This window comes from Palleronia caenipelagi, from assembly GCF_007004065.1.
Lineage (GTDB): Bacteria > Pseudomonadota > Alphaproteobacteria > Rhodobacterales > Rhodobacteraceae > Palleronia > Palleronia caenipelagi.
The window spans coordinates 1-16,378 of record NZ_VFSV01000004.1 but is presented as its reverse complement, the minus strand read 5'-3'; the positions used below and the strand labels follow the sequence as shown (position 1 = coordinate 16,378).

18 protein-coding genes are annotated in these 16,378 nt (G+C 62.9%); 12 read left to right on the top strand and 6 right to left on the bottom strand.

From position 1 onward, the window contains the following. Window positions 1-38: 38 nt before the first annotated feature. Entirely contained in the window at window positions 39-806 is a 768-nt protein-coding gene (locus FEV53_RS02970; protein ID WP_142833470.1) for a cobalt-precorrin-6A reductase, read from the top strand. On the opposite strand, the gene FEV53_RS02965 is transcribed toward FEV53_RS02970, so the two are convergent. After that, window positions 776-2,206, bottom strand: coding sequence for a trehalase family glycosidase (locus tag FEV53_RS02965; protein ID WP_142833340.1), 1,431 nt, complete (start codon window positions 2,204-2,206; stop codon window positions 776-778). The two genes, FEV53_RS02970 and FEV53_RS02965, sit on opposite strands and share 31 nt — an antisense overlap. Before the next feature lie 392 nt (window positions 2,207-2,598). Between FEV53_RS02965 and yaaA the strand changes: the two genes are divergently transcribed. Next, entirely contained in the window at window positions 2,599-3,381 is a 783-nt protein-coding gene (gene yaaA, locus FEV53_RS02960) for a peroxide stress protein YaaA (RefSeq protein ID WP_142833339.1), read from the top strand. Between the two features lie 12 nt (window positions 3,382-3,393). Here the strand turns inward: yaaA and FEV53_RS02955 are convergent, their stop codons facing one another. Beyond that, entirely contained in the window at window positions 3,394-4,569 is a 1,176-nt protein-coding gene (locus FEV53_RS02955; protein ID WP_142833338.1) for an acetyl-CoA C-acyltransferase family protein, read from the bottom strand. Between the two features lie 159 nt (window positions 4,570-4,728). Here FEV53_RS02955 and FEV53_RS02950 point away from each other — a divergent pair, with 159 nt between their 5' ends. From FEV53_RS02950 to FEV53_RS02935, 4 genes are read left to right on the top strand one after another with little or no spacing between them, the layout of a single operon-like run. Next, a complete protein-coding gene (locus tag FEV53_RS02950) occupies window positions 4,729-6,027 on the top strand; it encodes a lytic murein transglycosylase (RefSeq protein ID WP_185962075.1) in 1,299 nt (432 codons plus the stop codon). A gap of 54 nt (window positions 6,028-6,081) precedes the next feature. After that, window positions 6,082-6,639: a CDP-diacylglycerol--glycerol-3-phosphate 3-phosphatidyltransferase gene (gene pgsA / locus FEV53_RS02945; protein ID WP_142833336.1), complete on the top strand. Its 558-nt coding sequence runs from the start codon at window positions 6,082-6,084 to the stop codon at window positions 6,637-6,639. Beyond that, window positions 6,636-6,887, top strand: coding sequence for a MoaD/ThiS family protein (locus FEV53_RS02940; RefSeq protein ID WP_142833335.1), 252 nt, complete (start codon window positions 6,636-6,638; stop codon window positions 6,885-6,887). Before pgsA ends, FEV53_RS02940 begins: the two co-directional genes overlap by 4 nt. A gap of 4 nt (window positions 6,888-6,891) precedes the next feature. Next, a complete protein-coding gene (locus FEV53_RS02935; RefSeq protein WP_142833334.1) occupies window positions 6,892-7,335 on the top strand; it encodes a molybdenum cofactor biosynthesis protein MoaE in 444 nt (147 codons plus the stop codon). Here FEV53_RS02935 and FEV53_RS02930 read toward each other — a convergent pair whose 3' ends face one another. The 3 genes from FEV53_RS02930 to ubiA form a co-directional block, all read right to left on the bottom strand. After that, window positions 7,336-7,671 carry a hypothetical protein gene (locus tag FEV53_RS02930; RefSeq protein WP_142833333.1) on the bottom strand — a complete coding sequence of 112 codons (336 nt, stop codon included), beginning with the start codon at window positions 7,669-7,671 and terminating at the stop codon, window positions 7,336-7,338. After that, window positions 7,668-9,533 carry an OmpA family protein gene (locus FEV53_RS02925; RefSeq protein ID WP_142833332.1) on the bottom strand — a complete coding sequence of 622 codons (1,866 nt, stop codon included), beginning with the start codon at window positions 9,531-9,533 and terminating at the stop codon, window positions 7,668-7,670. The genes FEV53_RS02930 and FEV53_RS02925 overlap by 4 nt, the downstream gene beginning before the upstream one ends. Before the next feature lie 61 nt (window positions 9,534-9,594). Next, the gene (ubiA, locus tag FEV53_RS02920) at window positions 9,595-10,545 is read right to left on the bottom strand and encodes a 4-hydroxybenzoate octaprenyltransferase (RefSeq protein ID WP_142833331.1); all 951 of its coding nucleotides are present in this window, start codon (window positions 10,543-10,545) and stop codon (window positions 9,595-9,597) included. Window positions 10,546-10,560: 15 nt separating this feature from the next. Here ubiA and FEV53_RS02915 point away from each other — a divergent pair, with 15 nt between their 5' ends. The 4 genes from FEV53_RS02915 (at window position 10,561) to FEV53_RS02900 (ending at window position 13,578) form a co-directional block, all read left to right on the top strand. Continuing rightward, window positions 10,561-11,280 carry a 16S rRNA (uracil(1498)-N(3))-methyltransferase gene (locus FEV53_RS02915; RefSeq protein ID WP_246100715.1) on the top strand — a complete coding sequence of 240 codons (720 nt, stop codon included), beginning with the start codon at window positions 10,561-10,563 and terminating at the stop codon, window positions 11,278-11,280. Window positions 11,281-11,283: 3 nt separating this feature from the next. Then, window positions 11,284-11,802: a hypothetical protein gene (locus FEV53_RS02910; RefSeq protein ID WP_142833329.1), complete on the top strand. Its 519-nt coding sequence runs from the start codon at window positions 11,284-11,286 to the stop codon at window positions 11,800-11,802. Between the two features lie 48 nt (window positions 11,803-11,850). Continuing rightward, a complete protein-coding gene (locus FEV53_RS02905) occupies window positions 11,851-13,221 on the top strand; it encodes a glutamate--cysteine ligase (protein WP_142833328.1) in 1,371 nt (456 codons plus the stop codon). A gap of 93 nt (window positions 13,222-13,314) precedes the next feature. Further along, on the top strand, window positions 13,315-13,578 hold the full coding sequence (locus tag FEV53_RS02900; RefSeq protein ID WP_142833327.1) for a membrane lipoprotein lipid attachment site-containing protein: 264 nt from the start codon (window positions 13,315-13,317) through the stop codon (window positions 13,576-13,578). A gap of 54 nt (window positions 13,579-13,632) precedes the next feature. On the opposite strand, the gene plsY is transcribed toward FEV53_RS02900, so the two are convergent. Then, window positions 13,633-14,211, bottom strand: coding sequence for a glycerol-3-phosphate 1-O-acyltransferase PlsY (gene plsY / locus FEV53_RS02895; protein WP_142833326.1), 579 nt, complete (start codon window positions 14,209-14,211; stop codon window positions 13,633-13,635). A gap of 118 nt (window positions 14,212-14,329) precedes the next feature. On the opposite strand from plsY, the gene msrP reads away from it, so the two are divergent. Both msrP and msrQ read left to right on the top strand, forming a co-directional pair. After that, window positions 14,330-15,238 (top strand): protein-methionine-sulfoxide reductase catalytic subunit MsrP, encoded by a 909-nt coding sequence (gene msrP, locus FEV53_RS02890; RefSeq protein WP_142833325.1) that lies wholly within the window; start codon window positions 14,330-14,332, stop codon window positions 15,236-15,238. Beyond that, window positions 15,238-15,867 (top strand): protein-methionine-sulfoxide reductase heme-binding subunit MsrQ, encoded by a 630-nt coding sequence (gene msrQ, locus FEV53_RS02885; RefSeq protein WP_142833324.1) that lies wholly within the window; start codon window positions 15,238-15,240, stop codon window positions 15,865-15,867. The genes msrP and msrQ overlap by 1 nt, the downstream gene beginning before the upstream one ends. Window positions 15,868-16,378: the final 511 nt, after the last annotated feature.

The following is a 16,378-nucleotide window of genomic DNA, read 5'->3' as shown; positions in this document are numbered from 1 at the left end:
CTCTTGTGCCGGGCGGGGCCTCGGGGCATGCCGAAGAAATGACAAATGTGCCCCATGTTCTGGTCTTGGGTGGGACCACCGAAGCGACCGCGCTCTGCCGGGCGATGGCAGAGGCTGGGATGTCCGGCGAGATTTCCTTTGCGGGTCGGGTTGAGCGTCCGGTGCGCCAGCCCTTGCCCCAGCGGGTGGGCGGGTTTGGGGGGCCTGAGGGTCTGGCAGAGTATGTGCGTCAGGGCGAATTCACCCATCTGGTCGACGCGACGCATCCCTTTGCCGCGCAGATGAGCCGGAATGCGGTCGAAGGGGCGTTGCGGGCAGGTGTGCCGATGGTTGCGCTCAGTCGTCCCGAATGGCAGCCGCAGCCCGGCGATTACTGGATCCGAGTGTCGGATATGGCAGGGGCTGTGGACGCGCTGGCCGGCCCTAGGCGAAGGGTCATGCTGGCTGTGGGACGGATGCATCTGGCGGAATTCTCTGTGCATCCTCAGCACATGTACTTGCTCCGTCTTGTGGATCCGCCCAAAGGGGCCCTGCCGGTGCCTGAGGCCGAGGTCGTCGTTTCTCGCGGCCCGTTCACCGAGGCCGGTGACCGGGCGCTGATGCAAGAGCACCGGATCGAGCTGGTGGTGTCGAAAAATGCGGGTGGCTCGGGCGCACGGGCAAAGCTCGATGCGGCTCGCACGCTTGGCCTGCCCGTGGTGATGATCGACCGCCCTGCGATGCCCGAGCGCCACGAGCTGGCAACAGTCGCAGAGGTGCTGGAGTGGATCTCCGGTCAGGCAGGGGCTTCGAGCGCCAGATCCTGATAGACGCCGTTTGACCATCCAAACCCGTCCTGAAGCCTGTATTCACCGCCACCCGCAGGGGAGCCGGGCTCCAATACATTGTACTTTTCGACGAATTTGCCGTGGTTGTAGAACACCGTATCACAGGTTTTCAGCCAGCGACGCCGGATCTCCGAAGCGAGATCGTCGTGGCCATACCGTCGCAGGCCCTGAATGGCGATCCATTGGAGGGGCGCCCAGCCATTGGGACTGTCCCACTGCTCGCCGCTCTGGATATCTGTGGTCAGAAGCCCTCCCGGTGCCAGCAGGGTCCGGCGCACGTGGTCGGCTGCCGCATCGGCCTGCTCCTGCGTCGCGGCGCCCGCCCAGAGGGCGAACAGACCGGCAGCGCTGTTGATCCGGGACAGGCTGTTGCTATCGATGATCCGGTCGAAAAAATAGCCACGTTCGGTGTCGAACATCCGCGCGCGAATCGCGGTGGCGCGCGCCTCGGCGGCGTCGGCATAGCCCACGCCGGGGCGGGCGCGGTCAAGGATACGCTCTGTCTTCAGCAGAATCGCATTGAGATCCACGGGCCAGATATTCGTGGTCTGGATGGTGGTCAGATCCTTTGGATCGGTGAGCCAGCGAGACGAGAAGTCCCAGCCGCTTTCGGCCGCCGCGCGCAGGTCACGGAGCAAGTCCGGACGGGGGGTGTCACCGGCCAGTTCGACATCGGCGCCGTACATCTCGGGGCGGGGGCTGTCCTGCTGGTCCCAATAGCGCGCAAGCCCGTCATGGGTGTGGTCCGTTTCGGTCCAGAACCGGTATTCGGCTTCCATGGCGGGCAGGTATCGGGCCAGCGCGCCCGCCGTATCGCCGGTGGCGTCTCCGAAATCCTTGACCATCGCCGCAAAGAAGGGCGGCTGCGAGCGCGTCAGAAAGTAGCTGCGGAACCCGTTTGGAATGAACCCAAACCTCTCGATCGAGTCGGCGAAATTATCCAGCATGGATCGCACGATGTCGGTTTGACCGCTGCGCAACAGGCCCAGCTGAGAAAAATAGCTGTCCCAGTAATAGGCCTCCTGAAACCGCCCGCCCACGACCACGTAGGGATGACGCAACGGGATCCGCGTCGAGGCGGGATCGCGGGTTTCTGCGGGTCGGATCAGAACTGGCCACACCCGGCTCAGGTGATCGAGCGGCGTGTCCTCGGGGTTTGTGCGAAAGCTGTCTTCCGGATGGCGGACCGGGCGGAAATGGCGGTCGTAGAACGCGCGCAGATCCACCGGGCCGGCATCCTTTTCGGCGCGGTATTCGGCGAGGATCTGGTCTGGTGGGCTCAGCAGGACGGAGTCCGTGATCTCCTTACCGTCAGCCCAGTGACCGGACAGGTGCAGGTCCACGAACAACTCTCCCAGGCTCTGCTCCATCCGAATCATGAGGGGCTCCACAGTCATTCCGGCGCCGCAGTAGACGAGCCTGAGGCGGGTGCAATCGGTTTCTGTGTATGCGGTCCAGGTAATTGGACAGGGTTGGCGAGAAATTATCGGATCGGCCACGGTCTAAGGAAATTGTCAACCTTTTCGCTGCCATAGTGATGGCAGGTGTCGGGTCAGTGGCACTTACGACGGAGCGGTACTCTCCCAACCAGCCCCGTCGAGAGAGACCCGGCACAATTTCAGAGTGGGCGCGGGTCGGGGTTTGATCCCCCGGCCCGCTTCTCGTTTGGCGATGTGATGGCGGCACGTGTGACCAGATGCAGTGTGGAAAAGCGGGCGCGTCTGTCGCATGTAGGGGCCCGTACCCATCCCGACAGGAGAAGGAGGCCCCGATGCTCGTTGTTGTTTCCCCCGCCAAGCGTCTTGACTGGGACGTCCCCACAGACGGAATGACCCTGCCACGTCTCAGCGATCAGGCAGCGTTGCTGGCCGCGCGGGGCCGGGAGCTGTCGGTCAATGATCTGAAGAAGCTGATGGGGCTCAGCGATAAGCTGGCCAGGCTGAACTACGACCGCTTCGGGGCAATGGCGGAGGAGAATCCCGACGACCTCCGTCCGGCTGCGCTGGCCTTTGCGGGCGACACCTATACCGGGCTGGAGATGGCGACGCTGGACGATCCGGCGCGGGATTTCGCGGCGGATCATCTGCGGATCTTGTCGGGACTCTATGGTGTCCTGCGCCCCATGGACGGGATCCGCCCCTACCGTCTTGAGATGGGTACGCGGCTTAGCACCGAGCGGGGCAAAAACCTCTATGAGTTCTGGGGGTCCCGGATTGCGGAGCAGTTGCGCAAGGATGCGCAGGTGGCTGGCAGCGCGGCTCTTCTGAACTGCGCCAGTACGGAGTATTTTGGCGCTGTGGATACCGACGCGCTGGGCCTGCCGGTGATCACGCCGCGTTTTCTAGATGAGAAGAGCGGCGTGGCCAAGGTCATCTCGTTCCACGCCAAGAAAGCCCGGGGTGCCATGGCGCGATTCGTTTGTGAAAACCGGATCACCGACCCGGCGGCCCTGCGCGATTTCGACCTCGGGGGCTACACCTATGTCCCGGAGGACAGCACCGAGGCCGAGCCGGTGTTTTTTCGTAGCGAAAAGGCCGCCACCGCGGCGGCCTGATCGCGGGTTGCGTCAGATGCGCTGGATTGCCAGCGCGATGCCCTGACCGCCACCGATGCACATGGTGATGATGGCGTTACGTCCGCCGATACGCTCCAGCTCGTACATCGCCTTGACGGTGATGATCGCGCCGGTGGCGCCCACCGGGTGACCCAGCGCAATCGCGCCGCCATTCGGGTTCACCTTGTCCGTGTCAAAGCCGAGGCCCCGGTTCACTGCGATGGCCTGCGCGGCGAAGGCTTCGTTCGATTCGATCACATCCACATCCGAGAGGCTCAGGCCGGTTTTCTCCAGAAGTTTCTGCACCGCCGGGATCGGGCCGATGCCCATAACCTCGGGGCGGACGCCAGCATGAGCGTAGCCGAGAATGCGGAATTTCGGGGTCAGACCGGCCCTTTCGGCGGCGTCTGCACGGGCGAGGACCAGCGATGCGGCGCCGTCATTGATGCCCGATGCGTTGCCCGCCGTCACTGCGCCATCCTTGCGGAACACCGGCTTGAGGCTGCCGAGCTTCTCCAGCGAGGTCGCCTTGGGGTGCTCATCCGTGTCGAAAGGCACCATGTCGCGCTTCACCCGTACCTCGATAGGGACGATCTGCTCTTTGAAGCGTCCGTCGGCGATGGCGGCCGCGGCGCGCTCCTGCGAAGTCATGGCGAAGGCGTCCATGTCTTCGCGGCTGACATTGTGCTCATCCGCCACGTTCTCGGCCGTCACACCCATATGACCGGTGCCAAAGGGACAGTTCAGCGCGCCCAGCATCATGTCTTGCGCGGAAGTGTCGCCCATCTTCTGACCCCAGCGGATGGCGGGGACGATATAGGGCGAGCGGCTCATGGATTCGGCGCCGCCTGCGAGACCGAAATCGGCATCGCCCATGGCAAGGTTCTGGATCACGCTGACGATGGCCTGCGCGCCGGACCCGCAGAGACGGTTCACGTTCATTGCCGGGGTGGTGTCAGGGATGCCGGCATTCATCGCGGCCTTGCGGCTGAGATACATGTCGCCCGGCTCGGTGTTGATCACATGGCCGAAGACGACATGGCCGATCTGGCCGCCTTCGACGCCCGCGCGCTCAAGCGCTGCCTTCGACACCTGCGTTGCAAGCTCGGCAGGGGGCGTCGCTGCAAGGCTGCCTCCGAAGGTGCCGATTGCGGTGCGGGCGCCGGAGAGGATGACGATCTCGTCCATAATGGTCTTCCTTATGTTCACATCTGGTTGAATCCCCTGAGCAGGGACTGACCCAAGACTTGCAGAATGAGACCCGTCCCGCCACAAGTTAGGGCCACCAGTCGCGTGACGTTATTTGGACGATCAGGTCTCAGACTGGGGTCAGACGGAGAGTCCCTCATGCGCAGCGTGCTGCTGTCGATCATTGTCTGGAGTATTGGCTCCGGGGTTATAGCGCAGGCGCAGGAGCCTGGGCGGGTCGAAATCGATGCGGATGTGGCTGCCACCGCAGTGCCTCAGCCCCAGACTACAGATGTGGAAACGACGTCGGAAGATGATGCGGTCCTTGAGCGTTGGCTTTCGGCCTTTCGAGGGCGGGCGCTGGCGCAGGGCGTAGATCGTGCCGTCTTTGACGCCGAGATGGCCTCGGTCACCTATGTGCCGCTCAAGCCGCCGAGACTGGACAAGCCCATTTGGGAGGTTATCGACGACGCGCTTACAAGTGGGCGGATCGGTGCGGGACGATGGCAGTTGCAACGTCGGTCGCGGATGTTTGGTGATGTGGAGGCGCAGTACGGCGTGGACCGGCATCTGCTCGCCGCCATTTGGGGCCTCCAAAGCGATCTCGGGACGACGCGGACCGGGCCTAGATCCGTTGACGTGCTGGCAAGTCGTGCGGCGTCGGGTCCGGCGCGGGCCTATCACGAGGCTCAGCTGGTGGCGCTGTTGATGCTGCACTCCACCGGCGCGCTGGCTCCCGAGGATGCGCGAGGCAGCGCATCGGGTGGGCTGGGCCCGATGAACATGCGTCCGACTGACCTTGTGCTCTGGGCTCAGGACGTTGATGGGGATGGCCGTGTGCAGCTGGCTGGCAGAAGTCCCGTGGACGCCATGGGCAATGTAGCGGCGATGCTAAGGGCGCAGGGGGTGCGTCCCGGAGTGCCATGGGGGCAGGAAGTGCGGTTGCCTGATGGCTTCGACTACGATCTGGCGGGCGGTCGCGCGCGTCGGGCGGTCGCCGAGTGGCGCGACGACGGCGTGACGGGGGCCGGTGGTGCAGACCTTCGGTCTGAGCTGGGTCTGACCCGACTTCTGTTGCCTGCGGGCGCCCTTGGTCCAGCCTTTATCGTCTCGGGTACATTTGATGCCTTGGCGGCCAGCGAAGGTGGCATTCAGGGCGCGCTCGCCATCGGTCTGCTGGCGGACCGTCTGGCAGGCGGGGCTGAGCTTGTTGCGGCGTGGCCCCGGGATGAACGCACTTTGACGACTACGGAGAGCGCCGAGTTGCAGAGGCGCCTCACCGAAGCGGGCTTCGACACCGGTGGGGTAGACGGCAAGCTCGGCCCGCGCAGCCTTGCTGCCGTTCGGGCCTATCAGACCGACGCGGCGCTGCCTGCGGATGGCTTCCCGTCACTTGCCCTCCTGCAACGTTTGCGCGACGAGGCACCTGCTGAGCCAGTCGAAGAGACCTCAGAGTAGGAAATCCCGTATCTCCCGCTTCCCCCCGCCGGGCTTTGCGCCTATCTGTCGGGTATGCGCTGGACCTTGCCAAATATCCTGACTGTCATCAGGTTGATCGCCGCCCCTGCCGTGGCCCTCGTTTTCGTCATTTTTGACCGGCCCGCCGCCGATTGGTTGGGCTTTGCGCTCTTTGTCGGCGCGTCGGTGACGGACTGGTTCGACGGGTATATCGCCCGGGCGTGGAATCTGGAAAGCCGGTTCGGCGCGATGCTCGACCCCATTGCAGACAAAGCGATGGTGATCATCTCGCTTATGATGCTGGGCGGGCTGTCGGGGCTCAGCGGTTGGGTCCTGGTTCCCGCCGCGCTGATCGTGTTCCGGGAGGTTTTCGTCTCGGGGCTGCGGGAGTTCCTCGGTGCCGATGCAAAGCTGTTGAAGGTCACCAAGCTCGCCAAGTGGAAGACGACGGTGCAGATGGTCGCGATTGCGGTGCTGTTTGCCAGCGGGGCCTTGGGCGGAGCGGTATTTGCCGCAGGCGCCGCGCTCCTGTGGGCCGCCGCCGCGCTGACGCTGATCACCGGCTGGGACTATTTCTCCAAGGCGCTGCCCTATGTGAAGGACCCGGTATGAAGGTGGATCTCGTCTATTTCGCCTGGGTGCGTGAGCGGATCGGTCTGCCTCGTGAGACGGTGGAGACAGATGCCGCGACGATTGCAGAGCTGATTAGCGAGCTGCGAGCGCGGGAAGATCGATATGACCTTGCCCTCTCCGATCTCGGCGCGATTCGCGCAGCGGCGGATCAGCAATTGGTGGAGTTTGACCATCCGTTACCCGGGGTGCGGGAGGTTGCGCTCTTTCCTCCCATGACGGGGGGCTGAGCCGATGGCCGTTCGCATCCAGTCAGAGCCCCTTGATCCGGGGGCCGAGTTGACAGGCTTTGCTTCAGGGCGGCGCGATCTGGGGGCGGTGGTCACCTTTACCGGGGTGGTGCGGGACAATGATGCGGGCGATCTACAGAGACTTGAGATCGAGCATTATCCTGCGATGACGATTTTGGCGATTGAGGCCATGGTGACCGAGGCGACAGCGCGCTGGACTTTGGGTGATGCGCTAGTGATTCACCGACACGGCCCGCTGGCGCCCGGGGATCAGATTATGATGGTCGCGACAGCGGCCAGGCACCGGGCTGATGCGTTTCAGGCAGCTGAGTTCCTGATGGATTACCTGAAGTCCCGGGCCCCCTTCTGGAAGAAAGAGGTCACTCGCGACGGGGCCTCATGGGTCGCAGCGCGCGACGAGGACGAAGACGCCCTCTCCCGCTGGTGATCAGCCGCCCGAGCGGGCTTGAATCTGCTCGATATAGTCCCGCATTTCTTCGTTTTCCGACCTGAGTTGGCGCACGGTGTCCATGGTGGCCTGCAACTCGGCCTCCGTTGCCCTGAGTTGGTTCGCTATCTCGGCTTCGCGCTCTTGGACATAGGCGATCGCCTGATCGCGCTGTTCTTCGGCTTCGTGAAGTCCGCGTGCCAGATTGTCGAGTTCGTTCAGATCAGACTGCTGAACCCGGGTCATCCTGTGCACGAGCCAATTGGCAAACCAGCCCAGCGCGAAGGCCACAAACAGGATCAGTGCCGTGGCAACAATGAATTCGGTACGGTTCATTCGGCCGTCTCAGCCTCCTCTGTTTCGGCGTTCTCCGAAGCCGGTTCATCTCCCGTCACGGCCTCGTCACTGAGAAGGCGAAATTCAATCCGACGATTGGCTTCGCGGCCCTCGGGAGTGTCGTTGCTGGCGATCGGGTTTGCTTCGCCGTAGCCCGTCGCAACCAGATTGCCCACGGGGATCCTGCGGGATTGCAGGGCCACCAGCACTGCTTCGGCGCGGCTTTGGCTGAGGGACTGGTTCATTTCCTCGCGTCCCTGACTGTCGGTGTAGCCACCGACTTCCATCTGGATATCGAGGCATTTGCGCATGACTTCGGCGATCTTTTCGATGCTCTCGCGCGAATCGGCGTCGATATCGGCTGAGCCGGGGTCGAACGTGATTTGCCGCGTCTGTAACACGCCGTTGATCTGATCGACGCATTCCTGAGGACTCGGCAGGCCCAGAGTCTGGTCCAGCCGCTTGTCGTATTCGACGTCGATCCGATACTGGGCGCCGTCACTGAGGCGGCCCGTCAACAGTCCTGCGATTTTCGATTCTGCGTTCCGGTCGCCACTGGTGCCGCTGAGGGTGATGCCTGTCTCGCGGACGGTCACCGCCCCATGGTCCAGAATCGACAGGGCATCGAGGGCCGCCAAAACCGTGGGCAGCCACCCAGCGGGAACGTTGTCGGAAATCTCGATTGTTGGGTCGACCTCGGTGCCGCTGAAGATGGCACGGCTAAAGGTTGTCACGCTGTTCCGGTCGAGATTGGAGGCCATACGACCATTGATCTCCACGCGGCCATCAGGGCTCAGCGACGCCATGAATTCGGCGGGGGTTTCCTCTGCCTCGATTTCCAGATCTTCCTGTGTTGCCGTGAGCGTGTAACCTTCGGGCAGGTTCCGCCGCATCTCGGCGACGACGGTCGAGAAATTCTCTACCTCAGCGCCAGCGTCAAACGTCATGTCCAGATCGGACAAGGTGAGGGTCCCGTCCGCCACATCTGCCATGCTGGACATCCCCATCAGGACCACATCAATCCAGTCCGGGGCGGGAACGCCAAGCCCTGTTGTGCAGATCGGGATAACAGAACTCAGCTTCTCCGCCTCCGATTTCACCCGTTTCAGCGCGGCCTCATCCGGGACAGAGCAGGCGATGTAGCGGACACGATCAGGGCTTTTCACCATTCGGAACAGGAACGGAGTAATCACCGGGCGGGGTGCCGAAATGTCGAGCGCAACCTCAATTCCCGAGGGCGCGGCAGTGGTCAGGAGCCGCTCCAGCCGCGCTTTGGCTTCGTTGCTCTCGGCCATGGTGGTCACGCCGACGCGGTCCGGGGCGATGGAGACTTTGGCCTTTTCGCTGCGGCGCAGGGCGTCGAGGCCGAACTCCAGAGCATCGTCCCAGCCGTCCGGTGCCGGAAAATCCGCTGTCTGCAACAGGTCCGTCACCGGGCGCTGTCCCACGATTCGCACCAGATCCTGCAGAAATCTGGTCCGGTCCATGCTGCTGGGCACCAGCCCGATCAGGGTCAGCCCTTCGCCGGAATGCAGCAGCTCGACCGAGAAGTCCGGCAGCCCGATATCTGCGGTTTGTGCGACGGCCATTTCATCGACAATCCGCGTGCCATCGACGATTTTCCCGGCCTCGCTCAAAGCACGAAAGCGGCTGGCTTCATCGGGGGCGGTTCCGCTCATGCGGATCTGCAACCCGTCCGCCGTTACTTCGGCCCAATCGTATCCAGATTCGGTGAGCGTCTCATAGATGGCCGCGACGGACCGCGACTCGATCTGAAACACGGCAAAGCGGGCCCCGAACACGGCGATCCCCAAGGCCAGCACGAAAGCGACAAGCGTCGCCAGAAGAGGCTTTATCTTCATGGGCACGGTCTCTGCTATTCCCGACACCCGGTCTCATAGACGCCGGACCGTGTCGCGTCCATCACAGGAGCGCCGCTGCGGCGAGAAACATCGCGGCAATCAGCCCGGCATCGCGGTTGGAACGGAACAGTACCATGCACGCGGCGGGGTCGGTACGGTCAAAGCGCCGCAACTGCCACAGTAGGTGGGCGCCCAGCCCCACCGGCGCGGCCAGCGCTATCCAGAGGCGCGGATCGCTGCCCAGCGCCCAGATCACAGCCCCTGCCATCAGCACTACCGTTGCGGCGGCAAAGCTGATCAGCCACGGTATCGGGCGAGAATCGAACAACCGGGCGGTGGATTTCACCCCGATCAGGGCGTCGTCCTCGATGTCCTGATAGGCGTAGATCGTGTCGTAATAGAGAGTCCACGCGATGCCGGAGAGGTAGAGCAGCACGGCCGCCGGGTGCAATCCGCCGTCCTGCGCAGCCCAGGCCAACAGCGCGCCCCAGTTGAAGGCGATGCCGAGAAAAACCTGTGGCCACCACGTGAACCGCTTGGCAAATGGATAGACCGCGACCGGCAGCAGCGACAGGACCCCCAGCGCGATTGCGGTTCCGTTAAAGGTCAGCAGGATGCCGAAGGCGATCAGGGACTGTATGACAGCCCAGCCCAGCGCCTGTTTCACGGTCACCTGACCCGACGGGATCGGGCGGGATCGGGTTCGTGCGACGCTGCCGTCGATCTCCCGGTCGGTGATATCGTTCCAAGTACAGCCCGCGCCGCGCATCAGAAAGGCTCCTATGGCGCAGCCCAGCGCAATCCAGAAGGTCAGACCGCTCACCTCACCCCCGTGGGCCGCGGCCAGCGCCAGCCCCCACCAGCACGGCAGCAGCAGCAACCATGTCCCGACAGGACGGTCGGCGCGGGAGAGGCGCAGATAGGGGCGCGTGGGCTCGGGGGCCCAATGATCGACCCAGTTGCCCTTGACGGCATCAGCCACCTGGCCTTTCGTCTCAATACGTTCAGTCAAGGGATCTGTCCTGTCGTGGCTTCTGTCATTCGTCTTTATCTAGATCACCCGCTGGGCGCGGGGCAATCGGTTCCTCTGACCCGGGATCAGGCTCATTACCTCTTTGGCGTGATGCGTCGTGGGCAGGGGGATCTGATCGAGGTGTTCGACGGCCAGAACGGCGCGTGGTCGGCACGAATCGACGAAGCGGGTAAGCGGGGCGGCAGCCTGAAATGCCTTGAGCAGGTGGCGGAGCAGCGCGATCCGCCGGATCTTTGGCTCCTCTTCGCGCCGATCAAGAAGACGCGGACCGACTTTATCGTCGAGAAAGCCGCCGAGCTGGGGGCTGCGCGGATTTGCCCGGTGCAGACCGAGTTCACCAATTCCGAGCGGATTCGCCAGGATCGCCTGCAAGCTCACGCAGTCGAGGCGGCGGAGCAATGTGGTGGCACCTTTGTGCCCGAGGTTGCCGACATTGCGCGGCTCAGGGCGGTGCTCGACGGGTGGGACCCGGCGCGGCGGCTGATGTTCTGCGACGAGCGCATGGTTGGCGCCGCTTCGTCGCTGGCCGCTGAGACGCCCGGCGCTTGGGCGATCCTCATTGGTCCGGAGGGCGGATTCTCCGAGGCCGAGCGCACCCGGCTCCATGGGATGGATGCGGCGCGCCCGGTCTCCCTCGGCCCCCGTATTTTGCGCGCCGACACCGCCGCCGTCGCCGCCCTGACCCTGTGGCAAGCTGCGTTGGGGGATTGGTAAATCATGGCGCTGATCCGTCCCGAACTGATACCGGTCCTGATGCGCTGGCGCGAAGCGGCGTTCGGCGCGGCCTTGCTGACGCTGGGGCTGTGGTGGGCGGTGACATCTTTTGGCGTCTTACGCTGGGTCGGCGTGACGTTGATCGTCGCGGGCGCGGCGGTCCTGCGAAGCGGGATCCTGCGCCTGATGCGCCCCGGAGATGGCGGCGGCGCGGGGATCGTGACGGTGGATGAGCGCCAGATCACCTATCTCGACGGGTTCGGCGGCGGTGTTCTGTCGGTCGAAGCGCTGGTTTCCGTCGCGGTGTCCCGGTCTCCGGCGGGTACCCTGCGGTGGCATTTCACCGATACGACCAGGCAGCGCCTGACGATTCCGACGGATGCCGAAGGGGCAGAGCGCTTGTTCGATGCCGTGGTCGCCCTGCCGGGTTTGTCGGAGGAAAGGGCGCTCTCGGCGTTGCGCCATGCTTCGACGGAGCTAAAGTCGGTCTGGCACAGGCCGCAGCCGCGCTTGACTTCGTGAGGTCTTGCGCACAGGTGCGAAGGCGATCCAGCAAGAGAAAGGGATCCGATGTCCATACCTCAGTCGGGCGGGGGCCCCATCGAGCGCCATGAGCAACTGGCCGAGTATCTGGCCGACGGGTGCAAGCCCCGCGATCAGTGGCGCATCGGCACCGAGCACGAGAAATTCGGCTACTGCACCGAGACCCTCAAACCGCTGCCCTATGAGGGGGATCGCTCGATTCTCGCCATGTTGTCCGGGCTGCGCGACCGCTTTGGCTGGGCCCCTGTCGAGGAGGCGGGCCGTCTGATCGGGCTGGAAAAGGACGGGGCGAATATCTCGCTGGAGCCGGGTGGACAGCTGGAACTCTCCGGCGCGCCGCTGCAGACGATCCACGAGACCTGCGATGAGGTGAACAATCACCTCGCTCAGGTGAAGGAGATCGCCGACGAGATCGGTGTGGGCTTTATCGGGCTTGGCGCGGCACCGCACTGGACTCATGACGAGATGCCGCTGATGCCCAAGGGGCGCTACAAGCTCATGGACGGCTACATGCAGAAAGTTGGCGCACTGGGCACCCAGATGATGCGCCGCACCTGTACTGTGCAGGTGAATCTGGACTTCTCCTCCGAAGCGGACATGGTGAAGAAGCTGCGCGTCGCGCTGGCCTTGCAGCCTGTCGCCACCGCGCTGTTCGCCAACTCGCCGTTCCTGGAGGGCAAGCTCAACGGTCACAAATCCTGGCGCGCGCGGATCTGGCGGGATCTGGACGCGGACCGGACCGGGATGCTTCCATTTGTGTTCGAGGACGGGTTCGGCTTCGAGGCCTGGGTCGAGTACGCGCTCGATGTGCCCATGTATTTCGTTTATCGCGAGGGCCAGTATATCAATGCGCTCGGGCAGTCCTTCCGGGACTTCCTCAAGGGCGAACTACCTGCGTTGCCGGGTGAAAAGCCGACCCTCTCAGATTGGGCCGACCACCTGACGACGATATTCCCGGAGGCACGGATCAAGAAGTTCATCGAGATGCGCGGTGCCGATGGCGGTCCGTGGCGGCGGCTCTGCGCGCTTCCGGCCTTCTGGGTCGGGCTGCTCTATGACGACAGCGCGCTCGACGCGGCGTGGGATCTGGTCAAGGGGTGGGATGCGGAAACCCGCGACGCGCTAAGGGTCGAGGCCTCGATCCACGGATTGCAGGCCGAAGCTGGTGGGGTATCCATGCACGAACTGGCGCGTCAGTCGGTCGAGATCGCCAACGCTGGACTGAGGGCGCGGGCTTGTGCCGGAGCAGGGGGTCTCGTACCGGACGAGACCCATTTCCTCAACGCGCTGAAGGAAAGCATCGAGACAGGCAAGGTTCCGGCGGATGAGCTGATCGAGCGCTATGATGGCCTCTGGAGTGGTGACGTTACGCAGGTCTTCGGTGAATTTTCCTATTGATATTGGATGTCACCGGAAAACGGGGCATAGATCGGGGCGTTGATGTCGCTGTCGCGTTCAGGCAGCTGCGAAACGCTAAACGGAGCAAATATTATGAAAAAGTTTCTCATCGCCCTTCCGCTGGTCGCCCTTGTGGCTGGCTGTCAGTCCGGTGGTAACAATCAGGGTGCGCTGACTGGCGCGGCTCTTGGCGCGGCGACCGGTCTCGCTGTGTCCGGTGACGATGACCGCGCTGCTGGTGCGCTGGTGGGTGCCGCTGTGGGTGCCGCTGCGGGCAACTACATCGGCCAGAACAACAACGGCCAGTGCGTGTATGAAAACGCCAATGGTCAGCGTTACACGGCTGCTTGCCCGTAAGATCCGATCCGCGCTCCGGGGGGCAAACCTCCGGAGCGCCCGACCGGGCCGGGATCACTTTTTTCCGATTTTCGGCTCGGTGCCCGCACGCAGACGCGTGATGTTGGCGGCATGGCGATGGTAGATCACCGCCGTCATCAGGCCGAGCGCCACCGCCAGTTTTATGTTTCCGAACAGCAGTGCAATCAGTGGAATGAGGGCCGACGCCGTCAGAGCCGCGAGCGATGAGATGCGGAACACGCCCGCCATCGCAATCCAAGTGGCGACTGCCAGCAGACCGTAAGGCCAGTGCAGAGCCAGCACCGTTCCGATAAAGGTCGCTACGCCTTTGCCACCCTTAAAGCGCAGATAGATTGGGTAGCAATGCCCGACGAAGGCCGCGACCCCCGCAACCAGCGCCGCATCCTCGCCGACCAGCGCCCGGGCGATCAGCACAGCGACGGCGCCCTTGCCCGCGTCTCCGATCAGAGTCAGTGCGGCGGCGAGCTTGTTGCCGGTCCGCAGAACGTTGGTCGCGCCGATGTTACCAGACCCGATCTGCCGCAAATCCCCAAGCCCCATGATCCGGGCAATAAGGATGCCAAAGGGAATAGAGCCAAGCAGATAGGCGAGGAGGGCGGTCACGATCAGCATGGAAAAATCCCGGGTCCGGTCCCGCCATTGCGGGAAAGCTACATCTTCTCACGGGAGTTTCATTTGAGTGCTGGCGCCGTCAAGTTATTTTGTCTCCTAACGATTTATGGAGGATCCCATGGCGGGCCGCTGGACGAATACCCTGACGCAAGACGATGTGACGCCCTACAACGCCTTTCTGAACCGGCGCCAGCTGATGCTCGGTGCGGGGGCCCTTGGTCTGGGGGCGGGGCTGGCTCCGGTCGTGGCGGAGGCCAAGGGCGGGCTTGAGCCGAACAGTTACGAAGAGATCACCTCTTACAACAACTTCTACGAATTCGGCACCGGCAAGGACGACCCCAAGCGAAACGCAGGCAGCCTGACCACTAACCCGTGGTCGGTGACCATCGACGGCATGGTTGAACGCCCCGGCGCCTATGCCTTCGCCGATATCATGAAGAAGATGACCATAGAGGAGCGGATCTATCGTCTGCGTTGCGTCGAAGCGTGGTCCATGGTCGTTCCGTGGAACGGCTTTGAACTGGCTGACCTGCTGAACATGGCGGGTGTGCAGTCCGGCGCGAAATATGTCGCCTTCGAGACGCTCTACCGACCTGAGGAGATGCAGGGTCAGCGCACCCGGTCGCTGCAATGGCCTTATGTAGAGGGGCTGCGTCTCGACGAGGCGATGCATCCGCTGACGATCATGGCTACCGGTATTTATGGTAAACCGATCCCGAACCAGAACGGCGCGCCCCTGCGTCTGGTGGTGCCCTGGAAATATGGGTTCAAGTCGATCAAATCGGTGGTCAAGATCACCCTGACCGATACCCAGCCGCCCACGAGCTGGAATCGCTCGCAACCCGGTGAATATGGCTTTTACGCCAACGTAAACCCGGAGGTGAGCCACCCGCGCTGGAGTCAGGCGTCCGAGCGCCGGATTGGCGGAGGCCTCCTGTCGGCTCGAATCGATACGCTGATGTTCAACGGCTACGAGGCCGAGGTCGGCGGGCTGTATAAAGGCATGGATCTGAGGGCCAATTACTGATGACCTTCGCGCAGCGCATAAACGGGGGCCTTCGGCGCATTCCGACCTGGCCGGTCTATGTGTTCGGTCTCGGCGTCCCGCTTTGGTATCTCTATCTGGCGATCACCGGGCAGATGGGCGTTGAGCCGATCAACGCGCTGGAACGGGCACTGGGTCTGGCAGCTATGCAGATGCTGGTGGCGGTCCTCGCGGTGACACCGCTTCGCAAGCTCACCGGCGTGTCACTCGTGAAATACCGACGGGCCATGGCACTCGTCTTCTTCTTTTGGGTCGTCTGTCATCTGCTCGCCTGGGCGATTCTCGACCTGCAACGCATCGACCGGATCTGGGCGGATATCGTGAAGCGGCCTTATATCACCATCGGCATGGTGGGCTTTGTGCTGGCGATTCCGCTGGCAGTGACCTCAAACAACCTGTCGATCCGCAAGATGGGCCCGATGCGGTGGCGGAAACTGCACAAGCTCACCTATCCCATTGCTGTGCTGGGAGCGGTTCACTTCGTCATGGTGCAAAAGGTGTGGGAACTGGAGCCATTGCTGTATCTGGTGGGAATCATTTCGCTGATCACTTTGCGCGTCCCGGGTCTACGCATCCCGTGGCCGGTCAAACCAGCCGCTAAAACTACGTGAGATTCCGATTCCCCCCGCCTTGAGTCGGGATTTTCGTGTTTGGCGGGTTTGACGAAGTGGAAATCGCGTCACGCGATCTTCGGCGTATCGCCGATCCTCATGCTCGTCGGACTGATTGTTTCAAGATTTGGCGTATTGGCGTTCTGGATCAACGATATGTGGGCTGAAAATCATGTAAAAACGTTTTCTGGCGGCTTTGCGTCAATTTCTTGAAAAAACTGCTTGCGGCGTCTTCATGGTACACTTAGAAGCCCTTTCACCGGCGGCGCTGAGGCGCGGTTGGGGGGGTCGCTGAGGCGACGCTGACACGGGGCGGTTAACTTTCGGGTTGACGATGGTCTTGAGTTGGTGTTTATGAGGCGGTCTGACATCGGGACATTATGAGGCGGGCGCGCCGTTAGTTTAGGGCGCATCTGTTGAGTTTTGTGTCGGTAGCTCTTTGAAATTGCGAGTATCTGAAGAGATATGCGGGCGGTTCTGGTCATTCGACTGACGGACGTTTGCATATCGG